General features: G+C 49.8%; 12 protein-coding genes and 1 pseudogene. 8 read left to right on the forward strand and 5 right to left on the reverse strand.

Going from position 1 to position 18559, the window contains the following annotated elements:
• Nucleotides 1-92: 92 nt before the first annotated feature.
• Entirely contained in the window at nucleotides 93-1040 is a 948-nt protein-coding gene (locus K384_RS06985; protein WP_038030756.1) for a DNA adenine methylase, read from the forward strand.
• A 129-nt stretch (nucleotides 1041-1169) separates the two neighbouring features.
• Nucleotides 1170-2192 (forward strand): DUF1207 domain-containing protein, encoded by a 1023-nt coding sequence (locus K384_RS06990; RefSeq protein WP_038030759.1) that lies wholly within the window; start codon nucleotides 1170-1172, stop codon nucleotides 2190-2192.
• A gap of 63 nt (nucleotides 2193-2255) precedes the next feature.
• Here K384_RS06990 and K384_RS13350 read toward each other — a convergent pair whose 3' ends face one another.
• The 5 genes from K384_RS13350 to K384_RS07015 all read right to left on the reverse strand — a co-directional run bounded on the left by K384_RS13350 (nucleotide 2256) and on the right by K384_RS07015 (nucleotide 9327).
• Nucleotides 2256-4115, reverse strand: coding sequence for a T9SS type A sorting domain-containing protein (locus tag K384_RS13350; RefSeq protein WP_051633208.1), 1860 nt, complete (start codon nucleotides 4113-4115; stop codon nucleotides 2256-2258).
• A 462-nt stretch (nucleotides 4116-4577) separates the two neighbouring features.
• Nucleotides 4578-5729 carry a TRAP transporter substrate-binding protein gene (locus tag K384_RS07000; protein WP_038030761.1) on the reverse strand — a complete coding sequence of 384 codons (1152 nt, stop codon included), beginning with the start codon at nucleotides 5727-5729 and terminating at the stop codon, nucleotides 4578-4580.
• Between the two features lie 11 nt (nucleotides 5730-5740).
• Complete coding sequence (locus K384_RS07005; RefSeq protein ID WP_038030763.1) at nucleotides 5741-7063, reverse strand: TRAP transporter large permease; 1323 nt, start codon at nucleotides 7061-7063, stop codon at nucleotides 5741-5743.
• 3 nt (nucleotides 7064-7066) lie between these two features.
• The gene (locus tag K384_RS07010; RefSeq protein WP_038030765.1) at nucleotides 7067-7606 is read right to left on the reverse strand and encodes a TRAP transporter small permease subunit; all 540 of its coding nucleotides are present in this window, start codon (nucleotides 7604-7606) and stop codon (nucleotides 7067-7069) included.
• A 347-nt stretch (nucleotides 7607-7953) separates the two neighbouring features.
• Entirely contained in the window at nucleotides 7954-9327 is a 1374-nt protein-coding gene (locus K384_RS07015) for a cystathionine beta-synthase (RefSeq protein WP_038030767.1), read from the reverse strand.
• Between the two features lie 243 nt (nucleotides 9328-9570).
• Between K384_RS07015 and K384_RS07025 the strand changes: the two genes are divergently transcribed.
• From K384_RS07025 to K384_RS07050, 6 genes and pseudogenes are all read left to right on the forward strand, one after another.
• Complete coding sequence (locus K384_RS07025; RefSeq protein WP_038030771.1) at nucleotides 9571-9939, forward strand: hypothetical protein; 369 nt, start codon at nucleotides 9571-9573, stop codon at nucleotides 9937-9939.
• Between the two features lie 83 nt (nucleotides 9940-10022).
• On the forward strand, nucleotides 10023-10907 hold the full coding sequence (locus tag K384_RS13355; RefSeq protein ID WP_051633209.1) for a GLPGLI family protein: 885 nt from the start codon (nucleotides 10023-10025) through the stop codon (nucleotides 10905-10907).
• Between the two features lie 57 nt (nucleotides 10908-10964).
• Nucleotides 10965-11837: a GLPGLI family protein gene (locus tag K384_RS13360; protein ID WP_071837465.1), complete on the forward strand. Its 873-nt coding sequence runs from the start codon at nucleotides 10965-10967 to the stop codon at nucleotides 11835-11837.
• A 27-nt stretch (nucleotides 11838-11864) separates the two neighbouring features.
• Nucleotides 11865-14507: a TonB-dependent receptor gene (locus tag K384_RS07040; protein ID WP_038030774.1), complete on the forward strand. Its 2643-nt coding sequence runs from the start codon at nucleotides 11865-11867 to the stop codon at nucleotides 14505-14507.
• Nucleotides 14508-14617: 110 nt separating this feature from the next.
• Nucleotides 14618-16535: pseudogene (gene acs, locus K384_RS07045) on the forward strand (acetate--CoA ligase).
• A 272-nt stretch (nucleotides 16536-16807) separates the two neighbouring features.
• A complete protein-coding gene (locus K384_RS07050; protein ID WP_038030775.1) occupies nucleotides 16808-18244 on the forward strand; it encodes an MBL fold metallo-hydrolase RNA specificity domain-containing protein in 1437 nt (478 codons plus the stop codon).
• The last annotated feature ends 315 nt before the right edge of the window (nucleotides 18245-18559 follow it).

The following is an 18559-nucleotide window of genomic DNA, read 5'->3' on the forward strand; positions in this document are numbered from 1 at the left end:
AAATATGCAGGGCTGCCTTTTCGGGCAGCCCTTGTTTTTGCTGCCGAGCCATTAGCAGGGAAATATTAACTTTGGGCAAATCATCACAAAGCATGCAACAAGCAAAGCCTTTCATCAAGTGGGTAGGGGGGAAGTCGCAACTATTGCCCCAGCTGGAAAAATATTTGCCTAAGGAACTGCATCAAGGTGAAATCAAGCGATATATTGAGCCTTTTGTGGGCGGAGGCGCTTTGTTTTTTGCCACCGTGCAGCGCTTTAAAATATCAAGTGCATACCTTTCCGATCTGAATGCCGACCTGATTCTTACTTATCAAGTCGTGCAACAGCAGGCAGAGCGACTGATTGAGCGCTTGGATTTTTATCAAAAAACTTATGATTCTCAAACGGAAGCCCAAAGAAAAGCCTTGTTTTTGGAAGTGCGAAAAAAGTTTAACGAGCAACGCCATCTTATATCAACAGGCGATATAAAAAGCGATAAGCAGGTAGAACGGGCTGCCCAGTTTATTTTTTTGAACAAAACTTGTTACAACGGCTTGTTTCGCTTGAATGCCAAAGGCGAGTTCAATGTGCCTTTTGGCAAGTATAAACGCCCGGCTATCTGCAATCCGGCTTTGATTTTGCGGGCATCCGAATGTCTGCAGCTTGCCGAAATACGACACGCCGATTACAAGGCATGCCGTTCGTGGGTCAATGACGCATCTTTGGTTTACTTCGACCCGCCCTATCGCCCCCTCAGCCCTACCGCAAATTTTACCACTTATACGGGCCATGAGTTTACCGATGAACAACAGAAAGAACTGGCAGCTTTCTTTCGTGATTTAGCCTGCCGAACGAAAGCCAAGCTTATGTTGTCGAACTCTGACCCCAAAAATATGGATCCCGATGACCATTTCTTTGAACAGCTATATGCCGGCTTCCATTTGTTTCGTGTAGCTGCCGGGCGTGCCATTAACAGCAAGGGCAGCAAGAGAGGTAAAATATCGGAACTACTTATAACCAATTATGCATATGAACCAAGAAGCTTGGAACCGCATTTTTGAGAAATACAGCATAGACAAACATGATTTTGTATTCTTACCGTAGAAAATGGGGAGTATGGTTTTCTTCGAAAACATTGAAGATTATCACAGCATTCGCTTGTTGAGAAAAGAAAAATACGTCATTCATTCATGAAAAAGTGTTTGAGCAACATCATAGTTGTTTTGGGATTTTGCCTGTGCTCTTGGGGCGCCTTTTCCCAAACCGTTTTTTTCAAGAAAAGGGATTTCAACCTGCCGGCATACGCCGACCACTATGCCCCCCTGACGCGCATAGGGTTTAGCCTTATGCCTGCCAAAGACGATTACGATATCCGTACTGAAAAAAGTCGCTTTGTACTTTACAATGAGCCTGTTTTGGGCGTGGCATTGCCCCTTGCGGTGCACCGGAGCCCACGCTGGCAGTGGGCTTTGTCTATCCCTATTTCTTTCTCTGTTTGGTTCGACTTCTTGGAAGCGCGCACGTCGCCCATTCTAAATACCGATTACCGGGTGGGCGTGTTGGAGTGGAATGCCTTTTTTGAGCTTTCCGGCGTGCCTTTCCGGAACATAGGCATTCGCTGGGTGCCTTTGTTCCACGAAAGCACCCATTTGGGCGACGAATTGACCATAGAACGCCTGCGCAATGCGCTGCCCATTACCCGCATCAATGTGAGTTATGAGGTGATGGATTTGGCTTTTCTGCTTAATCAGCCGCGGGCAGATGAGCAAAACCATATGTTTGTGCTGGGGGCGCGCATTCTGTGGGATGCACGCAAAGGATGGTATCGTGCCGACCCGCTCGAAAGCGACACTTCGAAGGTGCCCCCTTCACGGCGCAGTGCCGAACCTTACTTCCAATATCAGTGGCAGAAGCCATCGTCTTTTTGGGGCTATGGTGGCTTGTGGGTGTTGTCTGTGGACATGAGTTTACGTGTGCGTTATGGTTACCCGTGGTATGAAAAGCGCGGCAGTCTTTGGATAGAGCACGCCCGGCAAGAAGCTTATGAGCCTTGCATGAATCTGTTGGCCGGCTACCGTTGGCGCAGCAACGACGGCTCTTTGAGCAATACTTTTACCTACATGCGGTTGTATTGGGGAATCAACTATCACGGGCAATTTCGCAATCTTGGTAATTTCCCCGTTCTGGGTGTAGGTGTTATTTATCGCCCATAGAGTATGAAAAAAAGCAGTCCTCCGGCGGAGAACTGCTTTTTGGCACATCCATGAGAAGTGTTCTTATCTGTTGAGTACAAGGCGTTGAGTACGGCTTTGCCCGTCTTGTTCAACCTCGATTAAATAAATGCCGTTTTGCAGATGGGCAGGCGCTTGCCATTGGGTTTGTAGTGTGGTGGTGCTCCATGCGGCAATGCGGCGTCCGGCAATATCATAAACACGTATGTTGGCAGGGGCTTCGGCTTTGTCCAGCACGATACTAAAGTAACCGGTGGTGCTGGGGTTCGGATACACTGCAAAGCCTGTCTGCTCATCTTGGGTGTCTTGGTTGTAACCATTGGCTTGGCGTTCTACAACGGCAATGGTGTGTACAATATTTTTCTGCATTTGATTGCCGCGCGCTTCCAGATTGATGGCATAGATGCCCGGCTTCAGGTCTTCTGTGAAGGTAGTGTTGAACTGTCCGTTCCCGGCATGTTTGAAGCTTAAACGGTAGGCGGCACCACCTTCAGCGGGCTTGCCTTCCAAGTCGCCTACATACAGCAGGGTGCCGCTTACTTCTGCATTGCTTGGCAGATAACCATTCACCTGCACTTGCAAATGCATGGGCTCACCGCGCTCATAAGTGAGTTTTTGCGCATTGAGGTCGGAAGAGAAACGCAGGATGCTGCCTCCCTCGGTGGCAGCAATCACCACCATGCGGCTTTTACTTGCATTGAGAATAATATACTCGGTAGCTCCGACACGCTCGACTTCGGCAGTATGTACAAAATCACCCAAGAAGTCATTGCGCAAATTGGCTTCGGTTTGCAGTAAGATACGCTCCTGTGTTTGCGGGTTAAGCAACCATACCTCATCCGGTGATTCGGTGAATACTTCTATTTTAAGAGCACGTGCACCGGGCTCCACCAAAACGGTGGCTTGTCCGTTTTCGCTGGCTATGATTTGAGCTTGGCTCTCTACTACGGCATTGGGGTTATAGGCACCGGCTATCATTTCGGCCGCTTGTTCACGGCTGAGTGTGCCTGGCAGCTGCCCTTTGATATGGTTCCACATTTTGCTGCCTTCGGCTATTTCAAAGTGGTTGACATCGCCACGGCTGTCCAGCTTGCCGAAGATAACCGCCGAATTGGGACGTTTGGTGCTGTTGTAGTTTACCACGCCGTCGTTGCCACCGTTGCTTTTGCTGCCACCGTTCAGGTTCAAATACCAACCCGATACGGTCAATATGCCGCTATATCCCCATGCACCAAAAGTGCGGAAATTGGTTTTCGGACGATTTACATGAGGATCGGTAACACTGCGGAAATAGTCCATGTAACCGGTTTGCAGCACATAGGTTGCTTCGTTTTTTTGCCCAAATACGTAAGACAACCACGATACCCAACCGCTTTGGGCAAGGTTCGCCAAAGGCGTGCCGAAGTGCGGGGTGCCTAAGGTGATGACCCGCTCCACACGGTTGTAAGCCCCATAATGCACCAGTGCCGCGTCACTATCTACGCCTCCTTTGCTATGTGCAATCACTACCACACGGTTTACCCCGTAATGATTGGCAATGGTATTGAGCATGCCGGCAAACATCTGTCCGTTAGCCCACATCGATTTGTCGGGGTGCACCGAAACAAAGGCTGTACGGTAGCCGTCGTTGTAGGCTTTGCTGTACATGTCGTTGTCTTCCCACCAAACGCGCGCATTGCTGGTGTATCCGTGAATGAAAACCAGCACGGGTTTGCTGCTGCTGTTGGGGGGCACGGCACCGTAATAGATGGCACCCACGTCGCCGGCACCGCCGATAAGCCCGCCGGCAGTTTGAAATCTGTCGGGTTCAACAAGCTGTACTTCGCGTATTTTTTGCGCGTAAGCTGAAATAGAAAAGGCAATCATCAATAAGATGCCTGCCAACAAGTGTACTGTTCTTTTCATAGTTTTTAAGGTTTAAAATTGTACAATAAGCATATTGTATGTAATCATACTAATATTTTTTGTTTTCACAAAAAGTATGAGTGTAAAGTTTAATAAGTAATTTTTATTTCCACTTTTATTAGAAAATAGATTGCTTTTTTGGGAAAATGAAAAGCAGGGGGGCAGGGCAAAGCATGCAGGAAACATCAATGCCGGAAGCTGTTCTTTTTTCTTGCGCTTCGGAATGAAGTGTGCCTTGTCATCTCTCATCTCACGCAGTGAGGCGAGAAATCTCAAACTCATCAAGCCACGCCACAAAACGTAAAAGAAATTTCCCGCTGTGCTCGAAATGACAAAGAAGGGAAACAGGAAAGACAGGGCGGGGCTCAAAAGAGTGAAAAAGCCCCGGGGGGCAACAAAAGCACACGATAAAAAGGCAAAGCGCTTTTATCTTATGAAGCCGGTCCGCAAGCATTCCCGGCTTTAAGCCTGCAGGTAAGGTAAAATAGCCGATTCAGAAATTTGATTCCACCGGTTCATCTTTTGCTTGAATGCCTGTACATGTTCCCATACTTTTTTGGTAGGGGCATCCTGAGCGGCCAGCTCTTCCAACAGCTGCGCGGTGGTGTTTTGCAAGGCGCGCAAAACTTCGGCAGGATAGGGACGCACTTCCACCTTGCCTTCCGAAATGATTTTTTCTAAATACTCGGCATTTTTGGCTTCAAACTCTGACAGCATCCACAGGTTGGCACGCAGAGCAGCAGTGCGTATGATTTCCTGTAAGCTGGGCGGCAGCGATTCAAAAGCTTGTTTGTTGACCAGCAGCTCCAGCGTAGCCCCCGGTTCGTGCCAGCCGGGATAGTAATAATAGCGTGCTATTTTGTGAAAGCCCAAGGTATAGTCATGGTAGGGACCGATCCACTCGGCGGCATCGATCACCCCGCGCTCGAGGCTGGTGTATATTTCACTGCCCGCTATTTGCACGGCAGCGCCTCCCATACGGTCCAGCACTTTGCCCCCCAAGCCCGGAATGCGCATCTTTAAGCCTTTCAGGTCGGCCGGTGTGTTGATTTCACGGTTGAACCAGCCACCCATCTGCACGCCCGTGTTACCGGCAGGGAAGGGAATCACATTGTAAGGGGCATAAATCTCTTGCCAGAGTTGCCAGCCGCCCCCGCTGATGAGCCATGCATTCATTTGTTGTGCGTTGAAGCCAAAGGGGACAGCCGCAAAGAAGTTGGCAGCCGGTATTTTGCCGCTCCAGTAATAGGCAGCGCCATGCCCTATTTGAATGCTGCCGTTGCTTACGGCATCGAACACCTCCAAGGGTGGAATCAACTCTCCACCGCCATATACTTTGATTTTTAAGCGCCCTGCCGACATGACTTCTATTTGCCGGGCAAGCATCTGCACGCCTTCACCCAAGATAGGGAAGTTGGGGGGCCAAGTGGTAGCTGCCATCCATTCGATGGTTTCACCGTTGTATGTTTCCGTTGCTTGTTCGAGCCCGGCGGCTTGCTTAAGGTCGTCGCGGCAAGCCGAAAGCCCCAACAGGCTGCCCGCAGCCAAGGTTTGCAGGCTCTTTTTAAGAAAGTCTCTACGGGGCGGTATATGCTTGTTTATATCTTGCTGCATTATTTTTTGGTTTATTTATTCAACACATCAGGCAACCACAAGACCAATCCGGGGAAGAGGTAAATTAGCAATAGCACCACTACTTGTACCAGAAGGAAAGGAACAACGCCCCGGTAAATATCGCTTGTGCGCACCTCTTTGGGGGCCACGCCTTTCAGGTAAAAAAGCGAAAAACCAAAGGGCGGCGTGAGAAACGAACTCTGCAGGTTCATGGCTATGAGAATACCCACCCACAGCAAGTCGAAACCAAACTTTTGAAAAAGGGGCGTAAGAATGGGCACGAAAATAAAAGTGATTTCGATGAAGTCGATGAAGAAGCCTGCTATGAATATGCCCAGCATGGTCAGCCAGAAGAAGGCGGCAGGCGAAAGCTCGCTTTGCGTGATGGCTTCTATGATGAGGCGTTCGCCCTGCAATGCCCGGAAGGTAAGGCTGAAAGCTGCCGCACCTACCAGTATCATGAAGACCATTGAGGTCAAGAAGGTGGTCTCACTCATCACTTCTTTCAATACCTTCATAGAGAGCTTGCCTTGCGCCGCAGTCATCAATGAGGCAGCCAAAGCACCAATGCCGGCGGCTTCGGTGGGGGTGGCTATGCCCGCAAAGATGGAGCCCAATACCGCCAATATAAGCAGGAAAGGGAGTAAGAAACTAAGCAATATATCTTTGGTCATAGAGCCACTGCGAAAGGCAGCTAGTTCTTCTTTGCTTGCGGCAGGCGCCTGCTGAGGATGAAGCCGGGCATACACCAACACATACACCACATAGCCAAGTGAGAGCAGCAAACCCGGTATGACTGCCCCCATGAACATATCGCCTACGGGCACATTCATGACACTACCTAAAAGAATCAATACAATGCTGGGCGGGATGATTTGTCCCAAGGTACCTGCCGATACAATCACGCCCGTAGCCAAACGCTTGGAGTATTGGCGTTTGAGCATGGTGGGAAGGCTCAGCAAGCCCATGGTTACTACCGTAGCCCCCACAATACCTGTGGAAGCCGCCAGCAGAATACCCACAATAATGACCGCCAGGGCAAGACCACCCCGCAGGCGGCCCATCAACAGCGTAAGCGTTTGCAGCATGCGTTCGGCAATGCCCGACTTCTCGAGCATCAAACCCATAAAGATGAAAAGGGGCACTGCCAGTAGAACGATATTTTGCATGTTGCCATAGATGCGCAGAGGCAACAAATCGAAAAACTTAATGCCCATCACCATGCTGCCCACCCAGATGGACACGCCCCCTAAGGCAAAAGCCACCGGATAGCCCAGAAACAAAACCACCAGTATGGCAACAAATAAAATCAGCGCAAATATTTCCAAACTCATACTTTAATCGTTTGAATGCTTGGCAGAATAACTACCATAGCGAATCACATATACGCACTTGGCTATTTCTACAATCCCTTGCAGCCCCAGCAAAACAGCGGCTGCCGGAATGGCCGATTTGATAATGAAGCGGTAGGGCAACCCGCCCGGATCGGGCGACTGCTCTTGCATGACGAAAGCACGGTACACAAAAGGCTCGGAGGCATAGAAGAGCACAAAGCAGAAAGGAAGCAGCAAAAGCAGATGCCCCAACAGGTTGAGCCATGCTTTTTGTTTGCCGGACAGGCGGGCATAAATTACGTCCACCCGCACGTGCTTGTCGTGGCGCAGGGCGTAGCCGCTGCCCAGCAAAAACATAAGAGAAAAAAGATGCCATTCAAGCTCGGGGAAAAGGGCACTGCCTTCCTTGAGCAAATAACGGAAAGTAACATCGACACAGACGACCAGCACCATGAGCAGGGCAGTCCATCGGATGCCCCTGCCTATGTACTCATTGAACCGGTCGAGGTGGTCAACCCATATCCGGAAGTAGTCTTTTGACATAAAGTGCTTTTTTCGGCAAAAAATACAACGAATGCTTCGAAAAGTCAAAAAACAACTTCTTCTTTCGAAAAAAGCATTCGAAGCCTGCCTTCAAACGGGCACATCATTGCTTTTACTTTTGAGGCTCAAACAGCACGTCATTTCGAACGGAGCGTAAGCGCAGCCCTGTCATTTCGAACCGAACGCAGTGAGGTGAGAAATCTCATCAAACCAAGCCACAAGAAGTAAAATAGATTTCTCACTAACGATCGAAATGACAAAAGGAGAGAGACGCTCGAAGTGACAAAATACAAAAGGGCTTCCTGTGAGGAAAGCCCTTTTATCGTATGTATGGTAACGCACTTGTTTTACTTAGCCAATGCCATCAACAAATCGGCTTGGGTGATGATGTGCACTTGGTTATTTTCATCACGCACCAGCAATGCTTTGTTTTCTTTGTCGAGCAAGGAAGAAAGCACGTCGAGGGTGTTGTCCATGCCTACGAACTTGAACGGCGGGTCCATTACCTCACGGATGGCAGTTTGACGCAACTCGGGATTTTCTATCAGCTTGTGCAACAATTTCGATTCGCTAAGACTGCCGGTGAAATGCCCGTTTTCATCCACTACGGGCAACTGCGAAATGCCTTCTTTCAACATCAGGGCAACGGCTTCGCCTACGGTTTGCTTTTCTTGGATGGTAATCAGGCGGCTGTTCCCTTTGCTGCGGATGATGTCGCGGGCGGTGGCAAAGTCGCGGCGTTCGAGGAAACCGTGGTCACGCATCCAATCATCGTTGTATATCTTATTGAGGTAGCGGGTGCCGTGGTCGGGCAGTATAATCACCATCACATCGTCTTCTTTCATATGGTCGCGGGCATATTCCAAAGCACCATGCACGGCAGCCCCGCACGACCAGCCCACAAACAAGCCTTCTTCGCGTGCCAAGCGGCGGGTCATCAGTGCCGCATCTTTGTCGGTTACTTTCACGAAGCGGTCTATCAGCGAAAAATCGACGTTTTTGGGCAGAATGTCTTCGCCTATGCCTTCGGTGAGGTAGGGATAAATTTCGTTTTCGTCGAAGATGCCCGTTTCATGGTATTTTTTAAACACCGAACCATAGGTGTCAATACCCAGCACAAACACATTGGGGTTTTGCTCTTTGAGGTACTGCGCCGTGCCCGAGATGGTGCCGCCTGTGCCCACGCCGGCAGCAAAGTGTGTGATTTTGCCTTCGGTTTGTTGCCATATCTCGGGACCGGTGGTCTCGTAGTGTGCCTGCTTGTTCGACAGGTTGTCGTATTGGTTCGGGTAGAAAGAGTTCGGAATCTCGCGGTTCAGCTTCTTGGCTACCGAGTAGTAAGAGCGCGGATCATCGGGCGGCACGTTGGTGGGGCACACCACCACTTCGGCACCTAATGCCCGCAGCACATTGATTTTCTCTTGTGATTGTTTGTCGGATACGGTGAAAATACACTTATATCCTTTGGCAATGGCCACCAGTGCCAAGCCCATGCCCGTATTGCCCGAAGTGCCTTCGATGATGGTGCCGCCGGGCTTTAAAATGCCGGCTTTTTCGGCGTCTTCTATCATCTTCAGGGCTATGCGGTCTTTGATGGAGTTGCCCGGGTTGAAATACTCGACCTTCGCCAAGATGGTGCCCGGAATCCCCTTCGTTACCTTGTTGAGTTTTACCAAAGGCGTATTGCCAATGGCTTCTATAAGATGCTGATAGTATTGCATAAGTATCTCTTCTGATTTGCCCGCAAAGTTACAAAAAATAGGCAGACATGGGGGAGGTGTGTTTTTTTATTGGAATCAAAAAAAATTACACAAAAAACTTGACATGCTTTTTTTTTTTTTTAGCATTGTGTAGTGTCGACACAGCACCGGTGCAATCACTAAAAAGCGCATCCCTTTGCCTGCCCGGTACCACAGGCATTGGCTGCAAAACAAAATGGTTGGACTTTTAAAATTGTATTTGTTATGAAAAAGTTAGTTGTATTCTTCGCCTTGCTGCTGTGTGCAGCATTTGCAAAAGCAGAAATCCTGCCGGTAAAGCCGGGGTTTGATGCTGAATTATTGCCGGCAAAATCAGGTATGAATGACTATTTGTCGTTAAAAATAACGGACGATGCAGAAAACTTACAGGAGCATACAACACCAATGAGTTGTTCCACGTATGTTGCTTTTAACCTGCCCTGTGGATTTTTCAGCGGTACGGCGCCTTGTGGAGCAAGTAGTTCTTATTTACGGGGAGTTGCCCGTGACTTAGCAGCCATCATATGTGGTATGGGTAGTGGCAATGATTGGGGAGCAGGTGGTTGGGATCCCGGAGATCTAATCAATGATTAATGAATGATTTGAGAGGGCAGCAATTATGCCCTCTCTCGCGATACCAAAACAATCTTAACTCTGTAATACAAAAGGTAAAAGCTATGAAAAAGAGCTACTTTTTGATGATGGTTTGGCTGTTGATAGCAGCAGGGGCGGAGCAAGCCACACGGGCGCAGGGCGATGTGCCAGAGGAAGGGACAGCTTTCTTGCGCGTAGCATACCGTGCTTGGGGCGAAGTAGATTCCGTAAAAAAGAGGACGATGCTGATAGATACCCTGCATTTACTGATTGGTGACCAAGGCGCTTTTTACTTTGACCCTGCGATTTTTAAGGAAGACTCTATCATTCATAATATGGATTTGCAAAGGCAGCGGGGCGATATCATTGTAATAGATGTGACCCAGCCGCCGGATTATACAGCTACGCCCTTGAATTGGGAGCGCATATGGCAACGCCCCAATTGGTTGGTAGTTTATACGGAGTTGAAGTACGGCAAGATGAAATATGTTGAACAAGGGATACTTGATTGGCAGATTTTTGAAGAAACGGAAGAAGTCAATGGCTTGGTGTTGCAAAAGGCAAAAACGACCTATGGTGGACGGGAGTGGACAGCTTGGTTTGCCAAAGATATTCCTTTGCCTTACGGACCATGGAAGCTTCGTGGTTTGCCCGGCTTGATTGTGAAAGCCAAAAGTAGCGGCACATCGCCGTACTACTTCTTGATGGTGGGTATAGAGAAGGTACAAATGCCCATGAAGTTGTTTTACGCCCCCTCTTTGGAAAAAGAGTATGTGGAAGCAAGCCATGAAGAGGCAATAGAATATTTGCACTTTTATTATACCAATCCGGCGCAGGCAACCCTCATAGGTATGCAGAAAGGCGGTTTGACGTTGCCCGGCATAGAACGGAGTATAGCAAAAATGAAAGGCTTTGAACACTTTAACCCCATGGAATTCTTAGCGGAGAAGCGGCAGGCAAAAAAGTAGTGGTGCAACAGGCAAGTGCCGGCATGTGAGTTTTTGTCAATCCAAGTATATTGTTTTATGAAGTCAAAAGTGAGTTTCTTGTTTGTTGAGCTATTGACACTGATGTGCTTAACAGCTTCGATTCATGCACAAACAGCAGAAGAGCGCGCCTTGCTTAGGGCAGCCTACCGTGTAACGGGACAGTTGGACTCTTTGAATCAAGCTACCGCCTTGGTCGATACGCTTTGGTTGACGATTTGCCAAGGAAAAGCGTACTATCATCACCCTTTATTTTACCGGCAAGATTCGCTAAACTATGCAATGGAAAACATGACCATTGAAGAATACAACCGGGTGTATGGAGGGGTATTCAAGGGGGGGAGTGTGTACAAGAAAAATTACTTGAATAACGACGTATGTGTTCAGCTGCGCAATAAAAGCATAGTATATACTTCATGGGGTGTGAATAATGTGTATTATACCGAGGCGCAACTACCCCAATGGTCCATTGAGCAAGAAGAAGAGAACGTAGCCGGTTTTCGATGTCAAAAAGCTACTACCACATGGCGGGGGCGTCGCTGGGTGGCTTGGTTTACAAGAGAAGTGCCTTTGCCTTTTGGACCGTGGAAGTTGCGCGGTTTGCCCGGTTTGATTGTGAAGGCAGAAAGCAGCGGTACCGCCCCTTATCGTTTCGAGCTGGTCGGCATTGAAAAAATAGACGTACCGGCAAAAATATTTTATAACGATGCTTCATTGGAACGCTATATGCCAAGTAGCTTTGAAGAATACACAAAGCTTGTATATCAAAAATACTTGGAGCCTGAGAAGTATTATAAAACGGTTTTAATGTCTATAGGTATGCAGAACGTTTCTTTTTCCGGTAGTTATGAAGCCATCGAACACTTCAACCCCATAGAGTTTCTGCCGGAGAGGAACGGGAAGAAGCAATAATGTAGCACGCATATATCATTGCATGTAATGAAGCGGTTTTGCCCCTACTTTTTTACTTTGATTTTGGCAATCTGTTTGCCGGAAGCATTGCATGCCCAACGGTCCATAGAGGGCGTGGTTCAAGACACGGCGGCGCAGCCCTTGCCCTATGCCAATGTGTTGCTGACCGATTCTACCGGGCAGCGAATCTATGCCCACTCAATCACCGACGAAGCAGGGCGCTTCATGCTTTCCATAGCCGACAGTCTGAAGCACGCATGGCTGGAATTCTCTTTTTACGGCTATGCTACCCGCCGCCTGTCGCTCGCTGCTTTTGAGCAGTTGCCGCCACCCCGCACGGTCCGGCTCAGCGAAGCCCCCCTGCAAATTCGAGAGGTGAAGATAGAAGACCGCCCCGTGGAAATCCGTTCCGATACGGTAGTGTATGACCTGAACCAATTCCTTGAAAAGCAAGACATCAGTCTGGAGGAGGTGCTGCGACGCATGCCCGGCATAGAAGTGCTTGACAACGGCACCATTCGCTACAAAGGCAAAGCCATCAACCGTTTCTATGTGGAAGGCTTGAACTTACTGGATGCCAACTATACACTGGCAAGCCGCAACATGCGCCCACAGACTGTGGAGCGCATCGAGGTGTACGAGAATCATCAACCGGTGAAAATGCTCGACAGCATGGGCGTCAGGAGCGACGCGCCGGCGATGAATGTGATTCTCAAAGAGGAGTTCAAGGGCAAAGCTGACGTGGTCAATACCGTTGCCGCAGGCATCGACCACCGTCAACGCATTCTGGGTGCCTACCACGGGCAGTGGATGCGCTTCGGAAGCAGCAGGCAAAGCCTGCACTTGCTGAAAGCCAACAACACAGGCGAGCAGCTTGCCGGTGAGCTGCAAAGAGTGGTGATAGGGGGCAGTGCCACCTGGGATAATGTCTTCTCTCTCTTGCAAGAGCGCTCTGTTTACGGTGTGGTGAAAGACAGCCCCCCTTTCAAACCGCAACTTTTTTTATACAACCAATCGGCGAGTGTGGCACTCAATGGTATGCACAAAAACGAGCGGGATGTGGAATGGAAGAGCAAGCTGCACTACAGCTTCGACCAAAACGACTGGCAGCCCGAAGCGCGGCAGCGCTTTTTTCTACCTGCCGACACCATCGATTTTGTAGAACCACAGCGCTGGCAAGAGCAGCGGCATCAGTGGCGTGCAGAAATACAGGCGGAAAAGAACCTGGCTACCGCTTTTGTGCGGCATTATATTGAGGTGAAGGGGCATGCGAACATGGCACAGGTGGCTTTTCCTGCTCAAGCCATAGAACAACAGCTGGAACAGCTCAACCTTCAGCTTGCCTATGCTTTTAGCCGTATGCGTCCTACTGCTGCCGGCGGGGCTGTCTTTCAGCAATGGCAAAGCCGTTTGCAGATAGGGCAGGAGCAGCTGGCACTGCGGCCGGGGCTGTTCCCGCAGGTGTGGAACGGAGGAGAAGCCTACGAGGGATTGGATGCCCGCCTGCAGCCCTTGCGGTGGATGGGCGCAGGGCTGTATGCACTTCGCATAGAGGCTTGGGATATGGAAGGAAGTCTGCAGGCAGGCTATGCCGCTTTGAACCCGGCTTTTGAGTGCCTTGTGCCCGAAGCAAGCCTGGTGGATTCCATGAGCTGGCAGGCGGCACAGGCATACATACAGCCGGGCGTGAGTCTAAAGCGCACTTTCCGTTGGGGTAAACGCAACGAGCTGGTGCAGGCTTTTCAGGCAAAGCCCTATTGGTTGCACCTGCCCACAGAAGAAGCACGATGGTTGTTTGCCGGCGAAACCCGGAGCCAGTGGCATAAAAAAATAGACCTTCGCAACGAATTGTATGCCACCTTTCGTTTGGCGCGTGAAGTCGATGCCGAAACCTTTTACAGCCCCCGCCCTTTGTTGCACGACTACCGGACTGTTTATGTGCAAGGCAACCGCCCTTTTGTTTCCGACTTGGCTTCTGTTTATGTTACCTATGCTTATTCGGACCTGCTGAAAGGCATTCACTGGCGCCTGATGGCGAGCGGGCAAGGCGCTTTTCAAAACTATCAAGCCCAAAGCCGTTACATAGAGCGGCTGGCAATAATTGAGAACGTACCGGAGCGTGTACCCGTCCGGCAAGGGCAAATAGAGATGCGGGGTGGCAAATACCTGAGCCGGCTCAATGCCTCGCTGACTTTGCATTATCGTGGGACCTGGCAGGAAACGGTGCGCCGCTTCAATGGTGTAGAGGCAAGGCTCAATAACCAAATGCACGATTGGGGGGCAAAGCTTGATTTCCCCTTGCTGGTGGCGTGGCGCTACGAGGGGCAGTTTCAATATATTCATAGTCTGTCGCGTTTGAACAAAGAAACGCAGCCCGCCGTGCGTCAGTGGGCATGGCGTTCAACCCTGCACTACACCTTGGGTAGCTTCAAAGGCGCCTTTTCGGTAAGCTGGCAGCAAAACGAAAGCAACGGCAGCATAAATACTTTTTTTCTGGGTGATTTAAGTGCTTCCTGGCGTATGCGCCGCATGGGGATGGGGCTACATGCTACTAATTTGTGGAATATCACGGCATACCGTACGTTTAGCCTGTCAGAAAATACGCTGTCAGAACTCTATTACCCAATGCGCCCTTTGTCTGTGCTTCTTTCTGCCCGCTGGGTGTGGTGAGTGGCGTTGATTGTGTGGTTTTTGAACAATTACAGGAAAATATTGACTTAATCCGCTTTTTTGAGGATATTGATACGAAAGATGCTGAGCTAAAAATAAAATTGACCATGATGAATTTTCGTATCAAATCCTTCGAAGAGTATCAAAGCACTTACCGCCGCAGCGTAGAAGACCCGGAGGGCTTCTGGAATGAGATTGCTGGCGAATATCATTGGTTTGCCCCCTGGCAGAAAACACTTGAATGGGAGTTTGACACCCCGTCTGTGAAGTGGTTTTTGGGCGGAAAGACCAACATCACTTACAACTGTCTGGACCGCCACTTGGAAAGCCATGCCGGCAAAACAGCCATCATTTGGGAACCCAATGACCCGGACGAAGCGCCCCTTCGCCTGACCTACCGGGAGCTTTATGAGCAGGTGTGCCACTTTGCCAACGTACTCAAGCGCAATGGCATTCAAAAAGGCGACCGCGTGGCCATCTATATGCCCATGATTCCCGAGCTGGCCATCGCTGTGTTGGCATGTGCCCGCATCGGGGCGGTGCATTCGGTCGTTTTTGCCGGCTTTTCGGCTTCGGCGCTGGCCGACCGCATCAAAGATGCCCGCGCAGTGGCAGTTATTACCGCCGACGGCATGAAGCGGGGTGCCAAAGAAATGCCTGTGAAAGCGGTGGTTGATGAAGCCATTGCCATGGGGTGCGACTCGGTGAAGCGGGTGATTGTAGCAAATCGACTGGGGCAGGAGGTGAACATGCAGGAAGGGCGCGATGTGTGGTTGCACGAAGAACTAAAACAGGTATCTGACGAATGCCCCGCAGTGCCCATGGACAGCGAGGACATGCTGTTTATTCTTTACACTTCCGGCTCTACAGGCAAGCCCAAAGGTGTGGTGCACACAGTGGGTGGTTATATGGTTTATGCAGGCTACACTTTCTTGAATGTGTTTCAGTACAAAGAAGGGGAGGTGTATTGGTGTACTGCCGACATAGGCTGGATTACCGGGCATACTTACCTGGTGTATGGTCCTTTGTTGAACGGTGCCACTACCCTCATGTTTGAAGGGGTGCCTACTTATCCGGATGCGGGGCGTTTCTGGCAGGTAGTAGACAAGCACCAAGTGAATATCTTCTATACTGCACCCACCGCCATACGGGCGCTTATGGGGGCCGGCTTGGATTATGTAAGACCCTATTCGCTTGACTCATTGCGTGTGCTGGGCACCGTAGGGGAGCCCATCAACGAAGAGGCATGGCACTGGTACCACACCCATACTAGGTAAGGGACGCTGCCCCATTGTGGATACATGGTGGCAAACCGAAACCGGCGGTATTATGATTTCTTCATTAGCAGGCATCTACGACTCGAAGCCCGCCCATGCAGGCTTGCCTTTGCCCGGCGTGCAGCCTGTGTTGTTAGATGCCGATGGGAAAGAAATTGAAGAAAACAACAAAGAGGGGCTGCTCTGTATTAAATTCCCTTGGCCCTCTATGCTGCGCACCACCTATGGCGACCACGAGCGTTGCCGCCAGACCTATTTTTCTGCTTTTAAAGGCTATTACTTCACCGGCGATGGTGCACGCCGCGACGAAAAGGGGCTTTACCGTATCATTGGGCGTGTTGATGATGTTATTAATGTGTCGGGGCACCGCTTGGGTACTGCCGAAATAGAAAATGCCATCAACCAGTCCAAAATGGTCGTAGAATCAGCAGTGGTAGGGTATCCGCATCCGGTCAAAGGGCAGGGCATTTATGCCTATGTGATTCTGGCAGGACCGGTGAGCGACCCCGAAGCCTTAAAAGCCGACGTGATAGAGCAGGTAGTGAGTGCCATAGGCAAAATAGCACGCCCAGATAAGATTCAGATTGTCAGCGGTTTACCCAAAACCCGATCCGGTAAAATCATGCGGCGCATCTTGCGCAAAATAGCCGAAGGCGATACTTCCAACCTGGGCGATACTACCACACTCTTAGATCCGAAAGTAGTCGATGAAATCATAGAGGGCGCACGCAATGTAAGCGAAATTTGTTAGTACCCCTTGCTATAAACGCCCCTGCCGGCAGAGGTGTTGCCCGGAAGCGCCTTTGCCGGCTTGCTGTTTTTTCTGTGCGCTTGTATGAAAATACCGGCAAGCTTACAATCAATTGCACAAGCGCCCCAAATAGCGTAACTTTGTGGTTACAATTATCTTTTCCGGAGACGGCAACCGCCAAGAAGAGCAGGTGCATTGCGGGAGTGTTGTGTCTCTTTCTTTTTTTAAGAAAACACTTGATAATCAATAGATTACTTTAAAACTAAAAGCAAATGAAACTTACATTCTGGGGCGCTGCCGGTCAAGTGACGGGCAGCATGTTTTTACTTGAGACCGACGACGACTATCGTATTTTGGTCGATTGCGGTTTTGATATGGAGCGGGAGCGTTCACCCGAAGACCCCATCGATGCCCACCCGTCCCGCTTGTTTCCTTTCGAAGCCTCGATGGTCAATACTGTCATTCTGACCCATGCACACATTGACCACTCGGGCAACATTCCCAACCTGATTCGCGAAGGTTTTGAAGGGCAAATTGTTTGCACTTCGCCCACTATGACACTCACGGAGCTGCTGCTCGAAGACTCGGCTTCTATCCACGAGCGTAAGTGGAAGAAGTATCGCCGCCAAAAGGACCGTCAGCCTTTCTCTAAAAATGGTATCACATTGCCCAAAGAATGGTTTGTGAAGAAGCATGTAAACTGGGCAAAAGAGCAGTTTTTCCCTATTCAATTCAACCGCCGTTTTCAACTTGCCGAGGGCGTGCATGTTACCCTGCTGCCGGCCGGTCATTTATTGGGGGCTGCGCATGTGCTGCTGGAAGTGGTAGAACGGGGCGAAAAGAAAACAATCCTGTTTTCCGGTGATTTGGGACGCTACAACTATCCGCTCTTGCCCGACCCGGCTATTCCGCCGCAGGTCGATTATCTGATTTGCGAAAGCACTTATGGCGACAAACAACGCAGCACCGTAGGCGAGCCCGAAGAAGTGCTGCTCGATATTGTGAAGGAAGCCTGTGTGTCGAAAGCAGGCAAGCTGATTATTCCGGCGTTTAGCGTAGGGCGTACCCAGGCGCTGTTGTTTACACTCAATAAGTTGTATTTGAAGAAGAAACTACCGCCCATTAAAGTCTTTTCCGACAGCCCCTTGGCGCACAGCAGCACCCGCGCCTATATGAAATATGTGAACATGTTGAACGATGAGGCGCAAGCTTTTTATGAAGAGCACCGCGTGCTGTTTGACTTCGAAAACTTGGTGTACGTAGAAAAACTGAAGCAGAGCAAAGCTTTGGCTTATTTGAACGAGCCTTGCATTATCATCTCTTCTTCGGGCATGGTGCAAGGGGGGCGCATCGAGCACCATGTGCGTGCCAATATTCAAAACCCACAATCTACGATTTTGATGGTAGGATATGCCGCAGAGGGCACGCTGGGGCATGAACTGCTGAGTGGCGCCAAGACCATCACGGCACACAAAGAAAAAGAAGAGGTGGAGGTGCTTGCCAATATCGAAAGCATTGATGTATTCAGCGGGCATGGCGACCAAGCCGACCTTTTGCGCTTTGTGTCGCACCAAGACCCGGAGCGTTTGAAAAAAATATTTCTGGTGCATGGCGAATTGCAATCCATGCAAACGTTCAAGCAGCTATTGCATGAACGCCGTTTCCGGGAGGTGGAAATCCCCTTGCGGGGACAGACCTTTGAGCTGTAGCGATAAGCATAAAAGGGCAGGGCAGCCATTTGGCTGCCCTGTGTTATTTTGTCTGTTTTATGTGTTCTTTGTTGTTTTGTGTCTCTTGTCATTTCGAGCGCAAGCGAGAAATCTCTTTTTGCTTCTTGTGGCTTGGTAAGACGAGAGCCCTCACTTCACTACGTGAGGTTCGAAATGACAGGCTGCGCTTGTGTAGGGAAGCAAGAATACAAAACAAAAGTTTCAAAAAAGAAGAGGAACTATTCAGGAAGAGGGCTAAAAAAGAACGAGGAGACACAGTCCGGTGGCCTGAGGCTGTTGAGGCCTCCCACTCCT

Source organism: Thermonema rossianum DSM 10300 (assembly GCF_000426825.1).
Classification (GTDB): domain Bacteria; phylum Bacteroidota; class Bacteroidia; order Cytophagales; family Thermonemataceae; genus Thermonema; species Thermonema rossianum.